Genomic DNA, 17,752 nt, shown 5'->3' on the forward strand with positions numbered 1-17,752 from the left:
CTCCACCGGCGGTCGCGGCGCCGGCCGGCACGGACGCGGGGCCCGCGCCGCCGACGGCGGCGCGGGCCGTGCCGCGTGCGCTGCATCCGTGGCGGTGGTCGGTTGCGAAGGTCAGGTATGAGGCGGGTTCGGGCCCGGCGGCGCGGGTGGGCTGTCGGGCGGCGGTCGAGAGCGTGGGTGCTGGCAGGCGCGGGCTGCCTGGGCACGATGGCGGTGGCGCAGGTGCTGTCGGGGGTGCGTCCTGAGCCGATCCGGTTGACGGGCGTCGTCGTGGTGCTGCTGGCGGCGAGCGCCGTGGCCTTCGCCGCCGGGCGGGACGGTGCCGGTCGCGCGGTCGGGGCCTTCGGTTCCGCGGTGGCCGTGGGGTACGCGGCGGAGTGGGTCGGTGTCCGCGCGGGCGTGCCGTTCGGGGAGTACTCCTACACGTCGCTGCTGCGGCCCCAGCTGGGCGGCGTGCCGGTGATCGTGGCCGTGGCGTGGGGCGGCATGGGGCTGGCGGCGCACGCGGTCGCCACCGCGATCGTCCCGGAGGCCGGGTTCAGGCGGTGGGCGGCGGGGGCGCTGGCGCTGACGGCGTGGGATCTGTTCCTGGACCCGCAGATGCTCCGCATGGGGCTGTGGACGTGGGCGGACGACGGGCCTTACCGGGGAGTGCCGGTCAGCAATTTCGCGGGATGGCTGGCGGTGTCACTGGTGGTCATGGCGGCGATCGACGCGATCGTCGGGAGGTCCGAGGCGGCCGCGTCCGGGGGCCTCATCGCGATCTACGGAGTGATGACGGCGATGGAGACGCTGGCGTTCGCGGCGGTGTTCGAGCCGCCGGACCGGGTGGTGGCCCTGGCGGGCGGGGCGGCGATGGGGACGTTCGCCGTCCTGGCGTGGAGGCGTCGATGGCCGAGGTGATCGTCGTCGGCGGCGGGGTCGGCGGGATGGTCGCCGCGCTGCTGCTGGCGCGGGGCGGGCACCGCGTCAGGCTGGACGAGCGGCTTGACCGCCTCGGGGGGAAGCTCGCCGAACGCGAGCGTGACGGGTTCGCCTTCTCGGTGGGGCCGTCGCTGCTGACCCTTCCGGGCATCTTCCGGGAGCTGGGCGTGCGGCGCGACCTGGTGGAGCTGGACGAGTTGTGCCGTTACCGCTTCGCCGACGGGTCCGAGCTGCGCGCCTGCCGTGATCCGGATCGGATGGCGGCGCGGGTCGAGCGGCTGGCGCCGGGGGAGGGGGAGTCGTGGCGCGCCTTCCACGGCTGGGCCGCGCGCTGCCTGGAGGCGTCCCGGCGGACGTTCTTCGCTGGGCCGCTGGGTCGCCGACCCGAGGAGGCGCGGATCGGTGACCTGTTCGCGGTCGCGCCGGGCCGGACGCTGGACGGCCTGGCCCGCCGGTTCTTCCGCGACCCGCGGCTGCGCCAGTACGTCGGCCGGTACGCGACGTATGCGGGGTCGAGCCCGTACCGGGCGCCGGCCGCGCTCGGCTGCGTCCCGGCGATCGAGCACGGGGACGGGGGCTGGTACGTGCCGGGCGGGCTGCCCCGGCTGGCCGAAGACCTGACCCGCCTGCTGAGCGAAGCGGGTGTGGAGGTCCGCACCGGCAGCGAGGTGGCGGAGGTGGTCGCCGACCGGTCGGCGGTGAAGGGCGTGGTGCTGGCCTCGGGGGAGCGGGTGGGCGCCGACGCGGTGGTGGTGAACGCCGACGCCGCGGCGCTGTACGGCCGGCTGCTGCCGGACCGGCGGAGGCTGCGCCGGATCGGCCGCCTGGGCCCGTCGTCGTCGGCGTTCCTGCTGCTCGCCGGCGTGGACGGACGCACCGACGGGCTGGCGCACCACTCCGTCGTCTTCTCGGCCGACTACCGGCGGGAGTTCGGCGACATCTTCGAGCGCGGCGTGCCACCGGAGGACCCGACGGTCTACATCGGATGCTCGGCGGTGGACGACCCGTCCCGGGCGCCGGCCGGGGCGGAGAACTGGGTGCTGCTGGTCAACGTCCCGGCCGGTGATCCGGGCCGCTGGCCGATGACCCCGGACGCCTACCGCGACCTCGTCCTGGAACGGCTGGCGCGCCGCGGGCGCGACCTGTCGGGACGGCTGCGGTTCGTGGAGACGTTCACCCCCGCCGACCTGCGCGACCGGTACGGCGCGTGGGGCGGGGCGATCTACGGGACCGCCTACCGGGGCGCGCTCGCGCCGTTCCGCAGACCGGCCAACAGGGGGCCGCGCCGCGGGCTGTACCTGGTGGGCGGGTCGGCGCACCCGGGCGGCGGGCTGCCGCTGGTCGCGATGGGCGGCCGGATCGTCGCCTCGCTCGTCGAGCGGGACTTTCCGGCACGGGCGGGGGTACGGGTGAGATGAGGCCGCTGACGGTGCTCCAGGCGGTGGCCGCCGGAGTGGCGGCCGCCCGGCTGGCGCGCGGCCGGAACCGTCCCGCGCCCTTCGTGCCCGGCCACTCCGGCCCGCCACCACAGCCGGTCTCGGTGGTGATCCCGGCGCGGGACGAGGAGTCGCGGATCGAGGACTGCCTGCGGCCCCTGCTCGCGGCCCCCGACGTGTCCGAGGTGATCGTCGTGGACGACGAGTCGCGGGACGGCACGGCGAAACTCGCGGCGCGGCTGGGCGCCACGGTCGTCCACGGGGCGCCGCTGCCGGACGGCTGGGTCGGCAAGCAGTGGGCGCTGCACCAGGGCGTGCGCGCCGCCGCCGGGCCGATCGTGGTGCTGCTGGACGCCGACACCCGCCCCATGCCGGGCTTGTGCGCCGAACTCGTCGCACTGCTCGACAGGTTCGACCTGGTGTCCGCGGGGCCGCGGTTCGTCTGCGACGGCGTGGCCGAGCAGGCGTTGCACGCCTCGTTCCTGGCCGGCCTCGTCTACCGCTTCGGGCCGATCGGACCGGCCGCCGCGTCCCCCGGGAGCCTCCTGCTCAACGGCCAGTGCATGGCCTTCCGCAAGGGGCCGATGCTGCGGGCCGGCGGGTTCGCGCGGGTCCGCGGCCACCTCACCGACGACGTCGCTCTCGGCCGGCTGCTCGCGGGGGACGGCTGGCGGATCGCCTTCCGGGACGCCGGAGCCCTGCTGGAGGTCGACATGCACGAGTCGGCCGCCGACGTGTGGCGCGAGTGGGGACGGTCGATCGCGCTGCGGGACGTGACCGGGACCGGCAGGCTGGCGGCCGATCTCGCGGTCGTCTGGCTGACCCTCGCCCTGCCGGTGGCGCGGCTGGCGACGGGTCGCCCGACTCCGCTGGACCTCGGCCTGCTCGTCCAGCGGCTGCTCCTGGCGACGGCCCTGCGCGGCAGTTACGCGCGTCCGGGCGTGGGCCTGGCGATCTCGCCGCTCCTCGACGTCCCGATGGCGGCGCGCCTGACATGGTCGGTGCTGCGGCCGCTTCGTACCTGGCGGGGACGGACTTACGGCCGTCCGGCGGTCAGGTGCGGCGCTCCGCCGCGGCGGCCTGACCGAAGCGCAGCCCGATGAGGCACATCAGCGCCCCGGTCGCCGCCACGTGCTCGGCGGGCGCGAAGAGCAGCTGCAGCGCCGGCAGCGAGAAGACGGCCGCGCGGGTGCCCCAGGCGAACGAGCGCGAGGCCAGGCCCACCCCGGTCAGCAGCGCGACGCCGGCGGTGAACGCCGGCGGGCAGATCACCGCGAAACCGCCCGCGAACGCGAGGATCGAGCGGCCGCCCCGCCGTCCCGCGAACACCGGCCACGCGTGCCCGGCCATCGCGCCGCCGACCGCCGCGTACACGGGCAGGACGCTCGCGCCGGCGACCGTCCCGAGCGCGCCGGTCTCGCCGCCGCCCGCGGCCAGCCCGACCAGGCCCGCCGCGGTGCCCTTGAGCAGGTCGCCGGCGAACACGGGGGCGGCGGCCTTCCAGCCGAGCTGCTCCATCATGTTCCAGAAGCCGGGATTGCGGTCGCCGACGTCGCGCGGGTCGAAGCCGTGGGCGCGTCCGACGAGCACCGCGACCGGCACCGAGCCGAGCAGGTAGCCGCCGATGGCCGCGCCGAGCACGGGAGCCACCGATACCAGGGTCATCGCCTCGTTCCACCTCATCAGGTACGCGGGTGTGGACGCCATGCGGCACATGGCGTTCGACCGGCCGCCGCTGCGCCGCACCGGCGGGCTGTCGTTCTGGCGGCTGCTGGGCACGGGCCGCGGCCGGTCCATGAGCCTGGGCGCCGACCTGCGGCGCTGGGCGCTGTTCGCCGTGTGGGACGGGGAGCCCGCGCTGGAGCAGTTCCTCGCGCGCTCCCCGGTGGCCCGGCGGTGGCGGGAGGAGGCCGAGGAGTCGTGGCACGTCCGGCTCGCGCCGCTGGCCTCCCGCGGCCGCTGGGGCGGACGCGACCCTCTCGCCGCGGCCGGACCCGCCCGGACGAGCCGCGGCGGGCCGGTGGCCGTGCTGACCAGGGCGTCGATCCGTCCCGGCCGGCTGGTGCCCTTCTACCGGTCGGTGCCGGACGTCGACCGGGAGCTGCGCCGCCAGGAGGGCTGCCTCGCCTCGGTCGGGGTGGGGGAGTGGCCGCTGGCCCGGCAGGCGACCTTCTCGCTCTGGCGGGACGAGACCGCGGTCGCGCGGTTCGCCTACCGGACGGGCGCGCACCGCACCGTCGTCGACCGCGTGCGCGGCGAGGACTGGTACTCCGAGGAGCTGTTCGCCCGTTTCGCCCCCTACGAGAGCCGGGGCACCTGGGACGGGCGCGACCCGCTGGACGCTCCCGGGACGCGGTGAGCGCCTCACGCGACCGGCCCCGCGCTGGCGCGGCCGCCCACCGGCACCGGCCCGTCCTCCGCGCCGAGCTCCGACGCGACCACGCACGCGCGGGCGATGGCGGCGGATCGTGAGGAGCCGTGCCCCACGACGACCGTGCCGGTCAGGCCCAGCAGGGCGGCGCCCCCGTGCGTGTCCGCCGCGTAGAGCCGTGCGACCTCCGCCAGCCGCCCCGGCGGCGCGATGCCGGCTCCGGCGACCATGTCCAGGGTGGTCCGGACGCAGCCCTCGATGTTCTTCAGCACCACGTTGCCGGTGAAGCCGTCCGTCACGACCACGTCGACCGTTCCGGCCAGGACGTCGTGCCCTTCCACATTGCCGTGGAAGCGGACGGGCATGCCCGGCAGCAGCCCGGCGGCCTCGCGGGCGAGCCGGTTGCCCTTCCCCGGTTCGGCGCCGATGGACAGCAGGCCCACCGACGGGTCGGCCACGCCCAGGACGTTCCGCGCGTAGGAGACGCCCAGCAGGGCGAACTGCGCGAGCATCTCCGCGGTGGGGTCGGCGGTTCCGCCGGCGTCGACCAGCACGGTGGATCCGGCCGAGGTCGGCAGCGCCACGGCCAGCGCCGGGCGCAGCACGCCCTCCCGCCGCCCGAAGGCGCGGACCGCGCACGTCACGACCGCGCCGGTGGACCCGGCCGAGACCAGTGAGGCGCCCCGCCGCCGGGCGAGGACGCACCCCACCATCAGGCTCGAATCCGGCCGGGCCGCTGCTGCCGAGCCGCGCTCGGCCATCGGCACCGCATCGTCGGCGTGCACGACCTCCACCTCGCCGTCGCCGCCGTGCCGCCGCAGTTCCCGGCGCACGTCCTCGGCCCATCCGACGAGCAGGACCGGAACGCCGTGCTCGCGCCGCGCCGCCAGCGCTCCGGGCACCGTCTCCGCCGGCCCGTGGTCGCCGCCCATCGCGTCCAGCACCACCGGACGCGGCGTCCCGCCCGGCCGGGCGCACCCGCCCATCAGCGCACCCCGGCGGGCCGCCGCCGCTCGGCGCGGCCGGCGGCGGAGGCGGCCAGCATGTGACGTGCGAAGATCGCGGCCCGCCGGTGGCGCGGCACCCGGGCCCGCGCGGTCAGCACGTCGTGGCCGGACGCGGCGATCTCGTCCAGGATGCCTCCGTACAGCTCGTACGCGGCGCGGATGCAGGGACGCGAGGACGGGGTCAGCAGTTCGACGCCGTCGAGGGCGCGGCGGTAGTGGTCCCGGGCGCGGTCGGCCTCGAAGGCGACCAGTTCGCGCAGCGCCCGATCACGGCCGCCGCCGCGGAGGTCGTCCTCGGTGACCCCGAACTTGGCGAGGTCCTCCTGCGGAAGGTAGACCCGGCCTCGGGCCAGGTCCTCGGCGACGTCCCGCAGGAAGTTCGTGAGCTGGAACGCCCGGCCCAGCTCGCGCGCGGGCTCGCGGGCCGTGCGCCCGGCGCCGGGCACCGTCTCCAGGATGGGGAGCATCATCAGCCCGATCGCGGCGGCCGAGCCCTCCATGTACACGAGCAGGTCGTCGTAGCCGGCGTACCGGGTGACGGTGAGGTCGGTGCGCATGGACCGCAGAAACGCGTCGATGTCGGCGCGTTCGATGCCGAAGGAGCGGACGGTGTGCACGAACGCGGGCAGCACGGGGTCCTCGATCGCCTCGCCCGCGAGGCTCGCGGTCAGCCGCCGGGTCACCTCGTCGAGCGCTCCGGCCCGTCCGGTGGCGTCCGCGGCGTCCTCGCCGCAGGCGTCCACGATGTCGTCCACGTGGCGGGTGAACCCGTACAGCGCGTGCACGTGCCCGCGCTTCCACGCCGGCAGCAGCAGGGTGGCCAGATAGAAAGAGCGTCCGTGGCGGGCGTTGAGACGGCGGCAGTGCTCGTAGCTCGCGGTCAGCGTCATGGGCGGCGGCCTTCCAGGATGCGGGCGGCGGCGAGCCGTCCGGAGATCAGAGCCGGTGGGACGCCCACGCCGGGCGCGGTGTACATCCCCGCGAAGTGCAGGCCGGGCACGCGGCGGCTGCGGCCGGCGGGCCGGAACCAGGCCGTCTGGGTGAACCGGTGGTCCAGGGCGAACGGCGTGCCCGCCGAATGGCCGAGGCGGGCCCAGACCCGCGGATCGAAGGTCCGCCGCGGCGCCGCCGACAGGTCGCCGTAGCCGAGGTCGGACAGGCGGCCGAGCAGGCGCTCCTCCAGCCGCGGCCCGAGACGGTCCCAGTCGGTTCCGCTCGCCGTGTTCGGGGCGGGCTCCAGGACGCTGAGCGTGGCGTGGCCGGGCGGCGCCGAGGCGCCGTCCGCCTCGGGGCAGGTGACCAGCAGGCTCGGATCGGGCTGCGGACGCCCGGCGGCCAGGGCCGAGAAGGTGCCGGCCCACTCCCGGCCGAAGTGCAGCGTGTGGTGTGCCCGGCCGGCCGGGCGGTGGCCGATCCCGAAGTGCATGACCAGGCAGGACGGCGCGTACCGCGGCCGGCGCAGCCGCCAGTCGCCCGCCGCGGCGGGCAGCAGCCCCCGGTGGGCCCGGTCGAGGTCGCAGGCGACCACGACCGCCCCGGCGGCGAGCCGCTCGCCGCCCTCCAGCCGTACCGCCGCGACCCCGCGGGAGTCCGTCTCCACCCGCTCGGCGCGCACGCCGTACCGGAGCACGGCGCCCGCCTTCTCGGCCACGGCGGCCAGCGCCCGTGGCACGGCGTGCATACCGCCGGCCGCCGGGAAGTACACCCCGCCGACGGTGTCCATGTGCGCGACGACCGCGTAGATGGCCAGCGCCTTGGCCGGGGGGAGCCCGACGTACAGCGCCTGGAACGTGTGCGCCCTGATGAGCCGCTCGTCGGTCAGCTGACCCGCCACGAACCGGTCCAGGCGCCGGAACCCGCCCGCCGCCGCCAGCCTGAGCAGCGCGACGGGACGGGCCATGCTCCGCAGCCGGGTCATGTCCGCGTCGATGAACGACGACCACTCGGCCTCGAACATCGCCCCGAGCCGCCGCCGGAACCGCAGGTACCGGGCCGCCTCCTCCGGCCCGCACAGGGCGCGGACGTTCTCCGCCATCCGCTGCGCGCCCGCCACCACGTCGAGTTGTGAGCCGTCGTGGAAGGACAGCCGGTAGAACGGGTCCAGGCGCCGGAGCGGCAGCACGTTATCCATGTCCTCGCCCGCCGCGCCGAACGTGTCGGCCAGCACCTGCGGCATGGTCAGCACCGAAGGGCCCGTGTCGAACCGGTAGGCGCCGGCGTGCGCGGATCCGCAGCATCCGCCCGGCTCGTCGCGGGCCTCGACCACCACGACCTCCCGGCCCCGCGCGGCGAGATGGACCGCCGCCGAGAGCCCGGCCAGACCCGCGCCGATCACGACGGCCGGACCGCCCGCCGCCATCAGCGCCCGCCACGCGGACCGTGCACACGATGTCCGGGGTACACCGTTCCTCCATCATTGTCCGAAGGGTTCTGCGCCGTTCTTCGGAACCGAGCGGCCGATCGGTTGCACGATCCGCCCGTACCCCCCTCTGACCTGCACAAGCGCGCCTGAGATGGATTTTGCCCGGCACGCGGCGATGGCTCCGCTCCGCCGGGTTCCGCCGCAATCAATCTTCGTTGACCAGGTCTTTCGCGGTGACTACCTGTGCCCGGGTACGGGTACCGCGACGCGCATGGGAGACCAGGAGGCGGCGGCCGAGTTCGGCAAGGCGGTGAACATGACGGCCAAGGAACTGGAGCGGTGGCTGGACACCGAGGAGTCGCGGTCGGTCGGCCAGAAGGACGGCGGCGGGGAGTCGACGGGCCACGCGTCCGGGCGCCGGATCGTGGAGCTGCTCCGGACGAGGAGAGCGGACATGAGCGAGGACGACTACGCGCACATGCGCAAGGTGGTCGGATACGTCCATCGCCATCTAGCCCAGCGCCCGTCCGGTGACGTCACCGACACCAGATGGCGCTATTCGCTCATGAACTGGGGCCACGACCCGCTCAAGTAAGGCGCGCCGCACGATCGGCATCGCGGCCGTCAAGCCGGGCCCTGACGGTTGCGGCGAGCGATGTCGGCGGTCAGCGCGGTCGCGAACGCGCACCATGCCGCGTACGGGACGAGGGCGCCGGCCGCCGCGGTGTCGACGGCGGCCGTGCGGCGGATCAGGTCGGCGTTGCTGATGTCGAGCAGCACCGTCCCCACCAGCCCCGCCCTCGTGCTCCGCCGGCCGAAGAACAGCCGGCTCCAGGCGGCGTTCAGCACCAGGTTGACGCCCAGGCCGGCGGCCAGCGCCTGCTGCCGGCGTCCCCGTGCCCGCGGCAGGGCACGTCCGCCGGCCCACGCGATCGATGCGTACAGAGGCGGCCAGACCACTCCGAACGTCCCGGACGGCGGCTGCCACGGCGGCTTGGCCAGCGACCGGTACCAGGAGCTGCCGGCGTTGACCGCCTTGGACCCGATGGCCGCGGTCGCCGTCACGGCCGCGCTCGTCGCCGCGTAGGTCCGCCACCCGCCGGCCGCGGGCCGTCGCCTCATGTTCCTCGTCAACCTCATGGCCTGCCCCTTCCCGGGGCGGCGGCGTCTGCACGCCCGGGAGGCGGCCGAGGTGCAACCGGCGCCCGGGGTTCCGGCGAAGACCTGGCAGATCGTACGCTCGGGCGGGACGAGGGGGAGCGGACACATGGGCGGGCCGGCGGAGGGGGATGCGGGCCTGGGCGTGGGCGCGGTGGCGCAGCGCCTCGGGGTGGCGCCGTCCACCCTGCGCACCTGGGACCGCCGGTACGGCATCGGCCCGAGCGGCCGCAGCCCGGGCGGCCACCGCCGCTACACGTCCGCCGACCTGGCGCGGCTGGAGATCATGCAGCGGCGGATCCTCGCCGGCGCACCGCCGGGCGAAGCCGCCCGGGTCGCGCTGGGCGCGCCGCCGGGCACGCCTCCGCCGCCCCGCGCGCACGGCGCCGGCGGCAACCGCGTACCGGTGACCGCCCCCGGGCGGGACGAGCGGCAGGCCGCGGCGGTGCGGGGCCTGGCCCGCGCGGCGATGGCGCTGGACCGGCCCGCGATGACCGACCTCGTGCGGACCGCACTGCGCCGGGACGGTGTCGTCCGGGCGTGGGACGGTCTCATCGTGCCCGTCCTGGCCGGCATCGGACGCAAGCACGCCGCAGCGGGCGACTGCGTGGAGGTCGAGCACCTGCTGTCCACGGTGCTGCTCGGATCCCTGGCGGAGACGGCGCCGCCCGGCCGGCCGCTCAACGCGCGTCCGGTGCTGCTCGCCTGCGCGCCGGAGGAACAGCACAGCCTGCCGGTGCACGCGCTGGCCGCCGCCTTGGCCGAGGCCGGTGTGGACGCGCTGGTCCTGGGAGCGCGCGTGCCGCCGACGGCGCTGGCCGCCGCGATCCGCAAGGCCGGGCCGAACGCCGTCTTCGTCTGGTCGCAGACCGCCGAGACCGGCGATCCCGCATGGCTGGCGGCGCTGCCGGCGGCGCGTCCGCCCTACCGCCTCCTCGTCGGAGGACCCGGCTGGGCGCACGACCGGCTGCCGGCGAACGCCGCTCCGGTGTCCGCCCTCGCCGAAGCCGTCACCCGGCTCACGTCCCCGCTCGGAGCGCTCTGAGCCGACCCGGTACCGGGCTCGTCCGCTTTGCGCTGCCCCTGTCACGGCTTCACCTTGCCTTAACTATGAACAAGTTTTGAAGCGATTTCCACGGGCATCGGGACCGCATGACCCTGGAGCAACGGCTCGCCCAAGGCGACGAGGCGGCGTTGAGCGAGTGCTACGCCGCACTCGGCCCTCTCGTCCGCCGCCACGCCGGACGGCTGGTACCCGACCACGCGGTGGACGACGTCGTCCAGTTGGTCTTCATGGAGGTCTGGCGATCACGCGCGCGCTTCGACCCTTCGCGCGGCCTGGAGCCGTGGGTCCTGGCCATCGCCAGGAGGCGGGCCATCGACCAGCTCCGGGCGGAGGCGCGGCACTCCCGCCGGTCGGTGCCGCTGGAGGACACCGTCGGCGTGCCCGACGCCACCTCCGCCGTGGACGCCGCCTGCGACGTCCGGGACGCGCTCGCCGGGCTGCCGGTCCCGCAGCGGCAGGCGATCGTGCTCGCCCATTTCGGGCAGCTGACCCAGCGGGAGATCGCCGACCGGCTCTCGATCCCGCTCGGCACCGTCAAGGCACGCACCACCCGGGGGCTGCGCCGCCTGAAACATCTCCTGTGACCCCTCCCGAGCCGTATCACGAGCGCGCGGTACGGTTCGTGGGCAGTCTTGCCCTGTCTGGATCGGCCGCACCGAGAGCGGACAGATGAGTTGCGTCGTCATCGACTTCCGGCTCTATCCCGCCGCCGAGGGGGAGTAGGCGGATCCCTTCGGCAGCCCGAATCAGTCGTGGGGCCAGATGAAGAGGGCGACCGACGCCACCAGCAGACCTGCCGTCATGCAGCGGTAGACGAGCCAGGTCCGCGGCGTGCGGAGGGAGTGCTGGAGCGCGGCGCCGAACGCCAGCCAGGGGAGGCAGCTGGGCAGCGCGATGAGCATGAACAGGGCCGTGAGGGTGAGGGAGCGGCTGAGGATGCCGCCGTGTCCGTCCAGGAAAGTGGCGTTGGCCGCGACACTGATCAGCCAGCCCTTGGGATTGGCCCACTGAAAGGCGGCCATGCCGAGGAAGCCGGACCAGGCAGCGGCGTCTGCTTCCCCTTCAGCACGGGTCGCGGTCGCGATGCTCCAGGCCATCCAGCACAGCAGCACCGCGCCTCCCCACTTGAGGGTCTCCAGGAGCCATGGGCGGTCCAGGAGCAGGCCGCCGATTCCCAGGGTGACGGCCAGCAGCAAGGTGCTCATCCCGGCCACCTGCCCGAACAGGCTCGGCAGACCCTGCCGCAGCCCGCCCCTGGCGCCGGCGGCGGCCAGCAGCACGTTGCCGGGACCGGGAGTTCCCGCGGCCACGGCGACGAACGCCATGAACGCGATCGCCTGGGCCGGTGAGAGGGAGACCTCCATGGCTTCTCCTTAGACTCCGCATATGGCACCCAGCGTGGCCGGACCGCGTCGCAGCGGTCTTGAACGTTCGTGTGACGCGGGCGAGTGGATGGAGACCAGCGGACCCGTGGACGGCGTGGAACTGTTCCGCGCCGGGTTGCGCGGCCACCCGTACGGCCGGCACCGGCACGACGTGTACGCCGTCGGGGTCACCGAAGCGGGGGCCCAGGCATTCCACTATCGGGGCGCGGTGCGGCGCAGCGCCCCCGGGCAGGTCTTCGTGCTGCATCCGGACGAGCCGCACGACGGCTGGGCCGACGGGCCGGACCTCCTCGGCTACGCGCAGATCTACGTCGCACCGGCCCGGATCGCCGGCGCGCTGTCGGCCATCACCGGGCGACCGGCTCCGCTGCCCTTCGCCGCCCCGGTGACCGACGACCCGGTCCTCGCGCGCACGATACGGGCGGCGTTCGCAGCGGCGGCCGAGCCGCTGGCGCTCGACGCCCTGGTCCTGGAGCTCGCCGAGGGCCTGCTCCGGTGCACGGCCGCCGCCCGCGCTCCCGACCGGCCCCGCCGTCTCGACCTGCCCGCTCTCCAGCGCGGCCGAGAGTTCCTGGAGAACCGGCCGGCGGTCGTGCGCTCCAGCGAACTGGAGGCGGTCACGGGCCTCGACCGCTACCAGTTCGCACGCCAGTTCCGTGCCCTGTGCGGCACCAGCCCCTACCGGTACTCGGTCATGCGCCGCCTTGACCTCGCCCGCGAGAAGCTGTGCGCGGGCAGGCCTTTGGCGGAGACCGCCCTCGCGACCGGCTTCGCGGACCAAGCCCACTTCACCAGAATGTTCAAGGCGGCCTTCGGCATGACACCCGGACGCTACGCCCGGCTATGCAGAGCGCCAGGTCTGGACCCGGAGCCATGACGAGCGCCGCTTGAGGGATGGCCGCAGGCTCGTCCTCCAGGGCTGGGCGGGAAGGGTTTCAGGGTGCTGAGGCCGGCAGGCGGGTGCGGTGGCCGGCAAGGGACCGCACGCTTGGCGAAATCTCCGGTTACCGCGCGGTGTGAGGGGCTATTGCTGGTTCGGTCGGTCGGCAGGGCCGAGCAGGTCCCACCGGTTGCCGGCGATGTCGAGGAACACCGCGACCCGTCCATAGGGCTCGGTGCGAGGCCGGGTGACGAATTCGACGCCGGCGTCCGTCATGCGTTCGTAGGCGGCGTCGAACTCGTCCACATGGAGGAAGAAGCCGACGCGGCCGGCGGCCTGGTCTCCGATGGCGGCGGTCTGGTGCCCGCCGTCCGCGCGGGCGAGGAGGACGCCGGTCTGAGCGCCGGGCGGCCGGACGACGACCCATCGTTTCGGACGGCCGTCGTTGGTGAGTGAGGGCGAGTCCTCGACCAGATCGAACCCGAGAGCCCGGGTGAAGAATTCGATGGCCGGGTCGTAGTCCTCCACGATGATCGCGATCAGGTCCAGTCGCATCCTTGTGAGCGTAGGGACCGCCCGACGGTGATGGTGCCGCTATCCGCCATCTTCGGCTGCCTCGCCGGGGCCGTGGGCCGCCGGTCAGGCGGCTGTCCGGGAGGCCAGATGCTGGAGGAAGAACCTGGTCATGAGGGTGAGCGTGTTCTTGAACTCCTGGTCGAAGACGACGAAGTGGCCGCCGGGCAGGGTGACGAGCTGCTTGGGGTGCAGGGCCCGTTCGTAGGCGGCGAAGGCCAGGTCGCTGTGAGTGAGGACGTCGTGCTGGGCGACGACGAGCATGAGCGGTGTCGGGGAGATGCGGGCGATGTAGTCGCCCGGCTCGTAGCCGGCGATCGCCTCCACCGACCGGAGCGTGACCTCGTTGCGCCACGTCGCCAGGCGCTTTGGCTCGATCGTCCGGTACCACTCGTAGGTCTCCCGGTCGGCCATCGCGGCGGGCTCACCGGGGGGCGCGGTGACGAGGGGGATCATCGCCGGCGCCTCGCCGTTGAACCGGGCGAGCCGGTCGGCGTCGCGCGCGACGGCATCCTTCGGCTGAACACCCACGGCGGCCAGCTCTCGCACGGGCGCACCCACGGGATGGGACTGGTGTACGAGGCCGTCGTACAGTTGCGCGGCGAGGGGGAGCGAGACAGGTGCCGGGTGCACGGGTCGCCGCGGTCAGCGGCGGCGGTCTCACCCCCAGCGGAGTGATGCTGCTCAGGACGGACGCGTGACGTCCGGGAAGGTGTGAGGGATACATGGACGCCGAAGTCGCCGCGCTGCTGCTCGTCCGGGTGGTCGTGGGCATCACCATGATCGCGCACGGGCTCAACCACTGGCGGGGCGGTGGCCGCATCGAGGGCACCGCCCGCTGGTTCTCCGGGCTCGGCCTGCGGCACGGGACGCTGCAGGCGTGGATGAGCGTGGTCACCGAGATCGGCGCGGGCGCGCTGCTGGTCATCGGCCTGCTCACGCCGCTGGCCTGCGCGGCGGTCATCTCGGTGATGCTGGTCGCGGGGATCCTCGCGCACCGGCCCAACGGGTTCTTCGTCTTCAAGGAGGGCTACGAGTACGTGCTCGTGCTGGCCGTGGCCTCGCTGGCCCTCGCGCTGCTCGGCCCCGGGCGGTGGTCGGTGGACGACGCCGCCGGCATCGTGCTGGACGGCTGGGCGGGCGGCGGCGTCGCGCTCGGCGTGGCGGTGGCCGCTACGGCGGGCCTGCTCGCGACGTTCTGGCGGCCCGCGCCGAAGACGGCCGAACAGCAGGTGTGAGACTTTAACTTCCGAGTTCGGAGAATGCCATTCTCGGATCCGTGGCCGGGGAGCGCCTGCGGCGGACGGCGACGACGTGACGGTGATCCTCTACACGAGCGGCACGACGTCCGAGCCCAAACCGGCGGTGCTGCGGCACCGGCGCTTGCACCACCCGCGTGATCGTCGTCCGGGCGCCCGCGGGGGAGGGCCCGGACATCGCCTGCGGCGGCGCCCCGCTGATCCCGGCGGAGGGACCGCCGCCCCCGCCCTTCAAGGGCGAGGCCGCCACCCAGATCGGCAAGCGCTACGTGAACGCCGCGGAGACGGTGGAACTCCTGTGCACCGCCTCCGGCACGGGCGAACTGACCTGCGACGGCTCCCCCATGACGCGCAAGGCGGCCAAACCGCTCCCGGCCTCCGACTGACGCGGCGGGCCGGATGCGAGTGGCGTCCCCGCACGCCCCCCGCCCGGCAGGCATCGCCGATCGAGCCGTGCATTATGCCGCCCAGGTCCGGCCCCGGAAACGAACATCCTGAGAACGGCCGAAGCCGGACAGGCGGTCATCCGGTCGTCCCCGACAGGCGAACCCTGAGTACGACGACCATGTCGTCCGGCCCACGGGAGAGGGGTTCGATGGACGGGGACATCCGGCTCAGGCAGCGGCTGGCGGCGGGGGACGACGGCGCGCTGCGGCAAGCCTACGATCACTTCTCGTCCCTGGTGCACACGCTCGCCCTGCAGGTGACGCGACGCCGCGAGGTCGCCGAGGAGATAACGCAGGACGTGTTCGTCCACCTGTGGGAGAACCCCTACGCCTTCGACCCGAGCCGCGGCACCCTGCGCACCTGGCTGGCCATGCTCAGCCATCGGCGCGCGGTCGACTGGGTCCGCAAGGAGGAGCGGCGGCGGCGCCTGCTCGACGCGGTCGAGCACGCGGAACCGGCCGTCCCCATCATCGACGTGATCATCGCCGACGAGACCGAGGTCCGGGTCCGGCATGCGGTCGCGGCCCTGCCGCAGCGCCTGCGGGAGGCGGTCGAGCTGGCCTACTACCGTGGCCGGACGTACCAGCAGGCGGCGATCGAGCTGGGCTTACCGGAGGGCACCCTCAAGTCCCGCATCCGCACCGGGTTGCGCTGCATCGCCGACACCCTGGCTGAGGAGGAGAGCGTCTGATGACCGAGTCTCCGCTGGACCTGCGCGCTCGTACGCTCCACGCCGCCCTCTCCCGGCGTCCGCCGGCGCGCCCGGCGCCCGGCTTCGCCCGGCCCTACGCCGCCGTCGTCGCGATGCTCGACGCCCTGCTGGCCGGCCTCCGCAAGGCCGAGTGGACGGCGGCCGCCGCCGGAGACTGGGACGCGCGCGACCTGGTCGTGCACCTGGCCGCCACCGACGGGCTGCTCGGCGAGGCGATCGCGGGCGGTGCGTCGGCGGCCGGCGACATACCGGCCCGCACCGCGGAGGCGATCGGCCGCCGCCCGGCGCCCGGCGAGGCGCGCCTGGCGTGGCGGCGGCAGGCGGACGGCCTGTGCGACCGGCTGGGCGATGCCGACGCCGACCGCCGGATCGAGGTGGGCGGAATCCGGATGCGTCTCAGGCACCACGTGACGGCGCGCGCCTTCGAGACCTGGATCCACGCCGCCGACATCGCGCGGGCGACGAGCCGCGCGCTGCCGCCGCCGCCCGCCGAGCACCTGCTCGCGATCGCGGACTTCGGCGCGCGGAACCTGCCCAAGGCGCTCGCGCTGACCGGGCGCGATCACCCGGACCGGGTGCTGCGGCTGGTCTTGGACGGTCCGGGCGGCGGCGAGTGGACGATCCCGCTCGGCGCGGCGGCGGCAGGGAACGTCCCGTCCGCGCAGGTCAGGATGGACGTCGTCGAGTTCTGCCTGCTGGCGGGCGGGCGCCGCACCGCATCGAACGTCCGTGCCGAGACCAGCGGCGATCCGGTCGTCACGCGCGACGTGCTGGCGGCCGCCTCGGTGTTCTCGGGGCCGTAGCGCCCCACCCGGCCTCGGGCGTCAGCACCCGAGGACCGGGTCGGCGACGGGGCCGGAAACGCAGAATCCCCGGGCCGGACATGCCGTCCGGCTCGGGGATCTCATGGTGGGCGATACTGGGATTGAACCAGTGGCCTCTACCGTGTCAAGGTAGCGCTCTCCCACTGAGCTAATCGCCCGTTTCCGTGCCCTCCGGGGGAGGTACGGCGTTGAGGTGGAGACGGGATTTGAACCCGTGTACACGGCTTTGCAGGCCGTTGCCTCGCCTCTCGGCCACTCCACCAGAACGAGACCTTCTGGTCATAGCCTCAAGGCCCCTCAGAGCGGAAGACGGGATTTGAACCCGCGACCCTCACCTTGGCAAGGTGATGCTCTACCCCTGAGCCACTTCCGCGTGCGCCCTGCGGCGACGGGTAAGACCTTAGCGCGTCGAGGGCCGTTCCCCAAACCGGGTTTCGGGGCGGGGCGCGTCGGGATGCTTCGGCGGGCGTCGAAGGGTGCGGCGTCTAAGGTCGGTGCATGGCCTCGGGACATGGCGTGGGCGTGGACTTCGCGCCGGTGGCGGCGCTGCTGGCGGATCGGGCGCGAGCGGCGATGCTGACGGCGCTGCTGGACGGGCGGCCGCTCGCGGCGGGGGAGCTGGCGCGGACGGCGGGGGTGAGCGCGCAGACGGCGAGCGCGCATCTGGGGCGGCTGCTGGACGGCGGGTTCGTCACCGTGGTGAAGCAGGGGCGGCACCGGTACTACCGGCTGCGGGGGAGCGAGGTGGCGCAGGTCATCGAGGCGCTGTCGCGGATCGCGCCGCCGATGGAGGTGCGGAGCCTGCGGCAGTCGCGGGACGCGCGGCGGCTGCACGAGGCGCGGACGTGCTACGACCACCTGGCGGGGGCGGCGGGTGTCGCGCTGTTCGCGGCGCTGGTGGACGGCGGCCTGATCGAGGCCGGCGACGGGGACGCCTACGAGGTGACGGAGAAGGGCGAGGAGCGTCTGGCGGGTCTGGGCCTGGACGTGCCCGCGCTGCGGCGGGCGCGGCGCAGCTTCGCCTGGCAGTGCCTCGACTGGACGGAGCGGCGCCCGCATCTGAACGGCGCACTGGGCGCGGCGCTGACCGGCCGCATGATCGAGCTGGGCTGGTTCGAGCGGGGGAGCACGCGGCGGGCGCTGGTCGTGACGGAGCGGGGGCTGGCGGGGCTCGCGGACGCGTTCGGGTGCGTCCTGCCGTGAACCCGGTATGAACTTCGCATAACCCGGGCGCGTCGGCGGGAAGGACTCGAAGCCGTCCCGCGCGGGCCGTACTGTGGGGCCATCGGCTGGGTGGGCGCGGACCTCCGGCGCGGCGTCCCGGCGGTGGGCATCCGGGCTTCCGGAC

Annotated in this window: 21 protein-coding genes, 3 tRNA genes and 1 pseudogene; 14 read left to right on the forward strand and 11 right to left on the reverse strand. The window is 74.6% G+C overall.

Annotated features, from left to right (window positions below; all coding sequences use genetic code 11):
• The first annotated feature begins 177 nt into the window (after nt 1–177).
• From SM611_RS27100 to SM611_RS27110, 3 genes are read left to right on the forward strand one after another with little or no spacing between them, the layout of a single operon-like run.
• Nucleotides 178–903: a carotenoid biosynthesis protein gene (locus tag SM611_RS27100; RefSeq protein WP_371952930.1), complete on the forward strand. Its 726-nt coding sequence runs from the start codon at nt 178–180 to the stop codon at nt 901–903.
• Entirely contained in the window at nt 891–2,342 is a 1,452-nt protein-coding gene (locus SM611_RS27105; RefSeq protein ID WP_371952932.1) for a phytoene desaturase family protein, read from the forward strand. Before SM611_RS27100 ends, SM611_RS27105 begins: the two co-directional genes overlap by 13 nt.
• Nucleotides 2,339–3,463, forward strand: coding sequence for a glycosyltransferase family 2 protein (locus SM611_RS27110; protein ID WP_371952934.1), 1,125 nt, complete (start codon nt 2,339–2,341; stop codon nt 3,461–3,463). The genes SM611_RS27105 and SM611_RS27110 overlap by 4 nt, the downstream gene beginning before the upstream one ends.
• On the opposite strand, the gene SM611_RS27115 is transcribed toward SM611_RS27110, so the two are convergent.
• Complete coding sequence (locus SM611_RS27115; RefSeq protein ID WP_371952935.1) at nt 3,414–4,067, reverse strand: glycerol-3-phosphate acyltransferase; 654 nt, start codon at nt 4,065–4,067, stop codon at nt 3,414–3,416. The genes SM611_RS27110 and SM611_RS27115 overlap by 50 nt on opposite strands.
• On the opposite strand from SM611_RS27115, the gene SM611_RS27120 reads away from it, so the two are divergent.
• Entirely contained in the window at nt 4,066–4,719 is a 654-nt protein-coding gene (locus SM611_RS27120) for a spheroidene monooxygenase (RefSeq protein ID WP_371953092.1), read from the forward strand. The two genes, SM611_RS27115 and SM611_RS27120, sit on opposite strands and share 2 nt — an antisense overlap.
• Before the next feature lie 5 nt (nt 4,720–4,724).
• Here the strand turns inward: SM611_RS27120 and SM611_RS27125 are convergent, their stop codons facing one another.
• Genes SM611_RS27125 through SM611_RS27135 form a run of 3 tightly spaced genes read right to left on the reverse strand, consistent with a single transcriptional unit; the run spans nt 4,725 to nt 8,097 of the window.
• Nucleotides 4,725–5,717, reverse strand: coding sequence for a phosphate acyltransferase (locus SM611_RS27125; protein WP_371952937.1), 993 nt, complete (start codon nt 5,715–5,717; stop codon nt 4,725–4,727).
• Nucleotides 5,717–6,628 (reverse strand): phytoene/squalene synthase family protein, encoded by a 912-nt coding sequence (locus SM611_RS27130; protein ID WP_371952938.1) that lies wholly within the window; start codon nt 6,626–6,628, stop codon nt 5,717–5,719. Before SM611_RS27130 ends, SM611_RS27125 begins: the two co-directional genes overlap by 1 nt.
• Nucleotides 6,625–8,097 (reverse strand): phytoene desaturase family protein, encoded by a 1,473-nt coding sequence (locus SM611_RS27135; protein ID WP_371952940.1) that lies wholly within the window; start codon nt 8,095–8,097, stop codon nt 6,625–6,627. The genes SM611_RS27130 and SM611_RS27135 overlap by 4 nt, the downstream gene beginning before the upstream one ends.
• A 274-nt stretch (nt 8,098–8,371) precedes the next feature.
• On the opposite strand from SM611_RS27135, the gene SM611_RS27140 reads away from it, so the two are divergent.
• A complete protein-coding gene (locus SM611_RS27140) occupies nt 8,372–8,695 on the forward strand; it encodes a DUF3140 domain-containing protein (protein ID WP_371952942.1) in 324 nt (107 codons plus the stop codon).
• A 29-nt stretch (nt 8,696–8,724) separates the two neighbouring features.
• On the opposite strand, the gene SM611_RS27145 is transcribed toward SM611_RS27140, so the two are convergent.
• Nucleotides 8,725–9,222, reverse strand: a complete 498-nt coding sequence (locus tag SM611_RS27145; protein WP_371952944.1) for a TspO/MBR family protein — start codon at nt 9,220–9,222, stop codon at nt 8,725–8,727.
• A gap of 145 nt (nt 9,223–9,367) precedes the next feature.
• Between SM611_RS27145 and SM611_RS27150 the strand changes: the two genes are divergently transcribed.
• Both SM611_RS27150 and SM611_RS27155 read left to right on the forward strand, forming a co-directional pair.
• Nucleotides 9,368–10,303: a MerR family transcriptional regulator gene (locus tag SM611_RS27150; protein WP_371952945.1), complete on the forward strand. Its 936-nt coding sequence runs from the start codon at nt 9,368–9,370 to the stop codon at nt 10,301–10,303.
• Between the two features lie 107 nt (nt 10,304–10,410).
• Nucleotides 10,411–10,908 (forward strand): RNA polymerase sigma factor, encoded by a 498-nt coding sequence (locus SM611_RS27155; RefSeq protein WP_371952947.1) that lies wholly within the window; start codon nt 10,411–10,413, stop codon nt 10,906–10,908.
• A gap of 162 nt (nt 10,909–11,070) precedes the next feature.
• Here the strand turns inward: SM611_RS27155 and SM611_RS27160 are convergent, their stop codons facing one another.
• Nucleotides 11,071–11,688 (reverse strand): LysE family translocator, encoded by a 618-nt coding sequence (locus SM611_RS27160; RefSeq protein WP_371952948.1) that lies wholly within the window; start codon nt 11,686–11,688, stop codon nt 11,071–11,073.
• 88 nt (nt 11,689–11,776) lie between these two features.
• Here SM611_RS27160 and SM611_RS27165 point away from each other — a divergent pair, with 88 nt between their 5' ends.
• Complete coding sequence (locus SM611_RS27165) at nt 11,777–12,586, forward strand: helix-turn-helix domain-containing protein (RefSeq protein ID WP_371952949.1); 810 nt, start codon at nt 11,777–11,779, stop codon at nt 12,584–12,586.
• A gap of 147 nt (nt 12,587–12,733) precedes the next feature.
• Here SM611_RS27165 and SM611_RS27170 read toward each other — a convergent pair whose 3' ends face one another.
• Both SM611_RS27170 and SM611_RS27175 read right to left on the reverse strand, forming a co-directional pair.
• On the reverse strand, nt 12,734–13,144 hold the full coding sequence (locus tag SM611_RS27170; protein WP_371952950.1) for a VOC family protein: 411 nt from the start codon (nt 13,142–13,144) through the stop codon (nt 12,734–12,736).
• An 84-nt stretch (nt 13,145–13,228) separates the two neighbouring features.
• Nucleotides 13,229–13,711: an alpha/beta hydrolase family protein gene (locus tag SM611_RS27175; protein ID WP_371952951.1), complete on the reverse strand. Its 483-nt coding sequence runs from the start codon at nt 13,709–13,711 to the stop codon at nt 13,229–13,231.
• Between the two features lie 176 nt (nt 13,712–13,887).
• Here SM611_RS27175 and SM611_RS27180 point away from each other — a divergent pair, with 176 nt between their 5' ends.
• From SM611_RS27180 to SM611_RS27200, 5 genes and pseudogenes are all read left to right on the forward strand, one after another.
• Nucleotides 13,888–14,400, forward strand: coding sequence for a DoxX family protein (locus tag SM611_RS27180; protein ID WP_371952952.1), 513 nt, complete (start codon nt 13,888–13,890; stop codon nt 14,398–14,400).
• 37 nt (nt 14,401–14,437) lie between these two features.
• A pseudogene (locus SM611_RS27185) lies at nt 14,438–14,542 on the forward strand (AMP-binding protein); the annotation flags it as partial.
• 16 nt (nt 14,543–14,558) lie between these two features.
• Nucleotides 14,559–14,807, forward strand: coding sequence for a hypothetical protein (locus SM611_RS27190; protein ID WP_371952954.1), 249 nt, complete (start codon nt 14,559–14,561; stop codon nt 14,805–14,807).
• Nucleotides 14,720–15,559 (forward strand): RNA polymerase sigma factor, encoded by an 840-nt coding sequence (locus tag SM611_RS37650; protein ID WP_504230287.1) that lies wholly within the window; start codon nt 14,720–14,722, stop codon nt 15,557–15,559. Before SM611_RS27190 ends, SM611_RS37650 begins: the two co-directional genes overlap by 88 nt.
• Nucleotides 15,559–16,383, forward strand: coding sequence for a maleylpyruvate isomerase family mycothiol-dependent enzyme (locus SM611_RS27200; protein WP_371952957.1), 825 nt, complete (start codon nt 15,559–15,561; stop codon nt 16,381–16,383). Before SM611_RS37650 ends, SM611_RS27200 begins: the two co-directional genes overlap by 1 nt.
• A gap of 104 nt (nt 16,384–16,487) precedes the next feature.
• Here SM611_RS27200 and SM611_RS27205 read toward each other — a convergent pair.
• From SM611_RS27205 to SM611_RS27215, 3 genes are all read right to left on the reverse strand, one after another.
• Nucleotides 16,488–16,562 (reverse strand) — tRNA-Val (locus tag SM611_RS27205).
• A gap of 33 nt (nt 16,563–16,595) precedes the next feature.
• A tRNA-Cys gene (locus SM611_RS27210) sits at nt 16,596–16,666 on the reverse strand.
• A 39-nt stretch (nt 16,667–16,705) separates the two neighbouring features.
• Nucleotides 16,706–16,777: transfer RNA gene (locus tag SM611_RS27215), tRNA-Gly, on the reverse strand.
• 125 nt (nt 16,778–16,902) lie between these two features.
• On the opposite strand from SM611_RS27215, the gene SM611_RS27220 reads away from it, so the two are divergent.
• Nucleotides 16,903–17,607, forward strand: coding sequence for an ArsR/SmtB family transcription factor (locus tag SM611_RS27220; protein ID WP_371952959.1), 705 nt, complete (start codon nt 16,903–16,905; stop codon nt 17,605–17,607).
• The last annotated feature ends 145 nt before the right edge of the window (nt 17,608–17,752 follow it).

This window comes from Actinomadura monticuli (genome assembly GCF_041463655.1).
GTDB lineage: Bacteria > Actinomycetota > Actinomycetes > Streptosporangiales > Streptosporangiaceae > Spirillospora > Spirillospora monticuli.

Coding starts and splice junctions, on each gene's coding strand:
- SM611_RS27105 (WP_371952932.1), top strand. CDS start 891: ATGGCCGAGGTGATCGTCGTCGGCGGCGGGGTCGGCGGGATGGTCGCC.
- SM611_RS27110 (WP_371952934.1), top strand. CDS start 2,339: ATGAGGCCGCTGACGGTGCTCCAGGCGGTGGCCGCCGGAGTGGCGGCC.
- SM611_RS27120 (WP_371953092.1), top strand. CDS start 4,066: ATGCGGCACATGGCGTTCGACCGGCCGCCGCTGCGCCGCACCGGCGGG.
- SM611_RS27115 (WP_371952935.1), bottom strand. CDS start 4,067: ATGGCGTCCACACCCGCGTACCTGATGAGGTGGAACGAGGCGATGACC.
- SM611_RS27125 (WP_371952937.1), bottom strand. CDS start 5,717: ATGGGCGGGTGCGCCCGGCCGGGCGGGACGCCGCGTCCGGTGGTGCTG.
- SM611_RS27130 (WP_371952938.1), bottom strand. CDS start 6,628: ATGACGCTGACCGCGAGCTACGAGCACTGCCGCCGTCTCAACGCCCGC.
- SM611_RS27135 (WP_371952940.1), bottom strand. CDS start 8,097: ATGGCGGCGGGCGGTCCGGCCGTCGTGATCGGCGCGGGTCTGGCCGGG.
- SM611_RS27140 (WP_371952942.1), top strand. CDS start 8,372: ATGGGAGACCAGGAGGCGGCGGCCGAGTTCGGCAAGGCGGTGAACATG.
- SM611_RS27145 (WP_371952944.1), bottom strand. CDS start 9,222: ATGAGGCGACGGCCCGCGGCCGGCGGGTGGCGGACCTACGCGGCGACG.
- SM611_RS27150 (WP_371952945.1), top strand. CDS start 9,368: ATGGGCGGGCCGGCGGAGGGGGATGCGGGCCTGGGCGTGGGCGCGGTG.
- SM611_RS27155 (WP_371952947.1), top strand. CDS start 10,411: ATGACCCTGGAGCAACGGCTCGCCCAAGGCGACGAGGCGGCGTTGAGC.
- SM611_RS27160 (WP_371952948.1), bottom strand. CDS start 11,688: ATGGAGGTCTCCCTCTCACCGGCCCAGGCGATCGCGTTCATGGCGTTC.
- SM611_RS27165 (WP_371952949.1), top strand. CDS start 11,777: ATGGAGACCAGCGGACCCGTGGACGGCGTGGAACTGTTCCGCGCCGGG.
- SM611_RS27170 (WP_371952950.1), bottom strand. CDS start 13,144: ATGCGACTGGACCTGATCGCGATCATCGTGGAGGACTACGACCCGGCC.
- SM611_RS27180 (WP_371952952.1), top strand. CDS start 13,888: ATGGACGCCGAAGTCGCCGCGCTGCTGCTCGTCCGGGTGGTCGTGGGC.
- SM611_RS27200 (WP_371952957.1), top strand. CDS start 15,559: ATGACCGAGTCTCCGCTGGACCTGCGCGCTCGTACGCTCCACGCCGCC.
- SM611_RS27220 (WP_371952959.1), top strand. CDS start 16,903: ATGGCCTCGGGACATGGCGTGGGCGTGGACTTCGCGCCGGTGGCGGCG.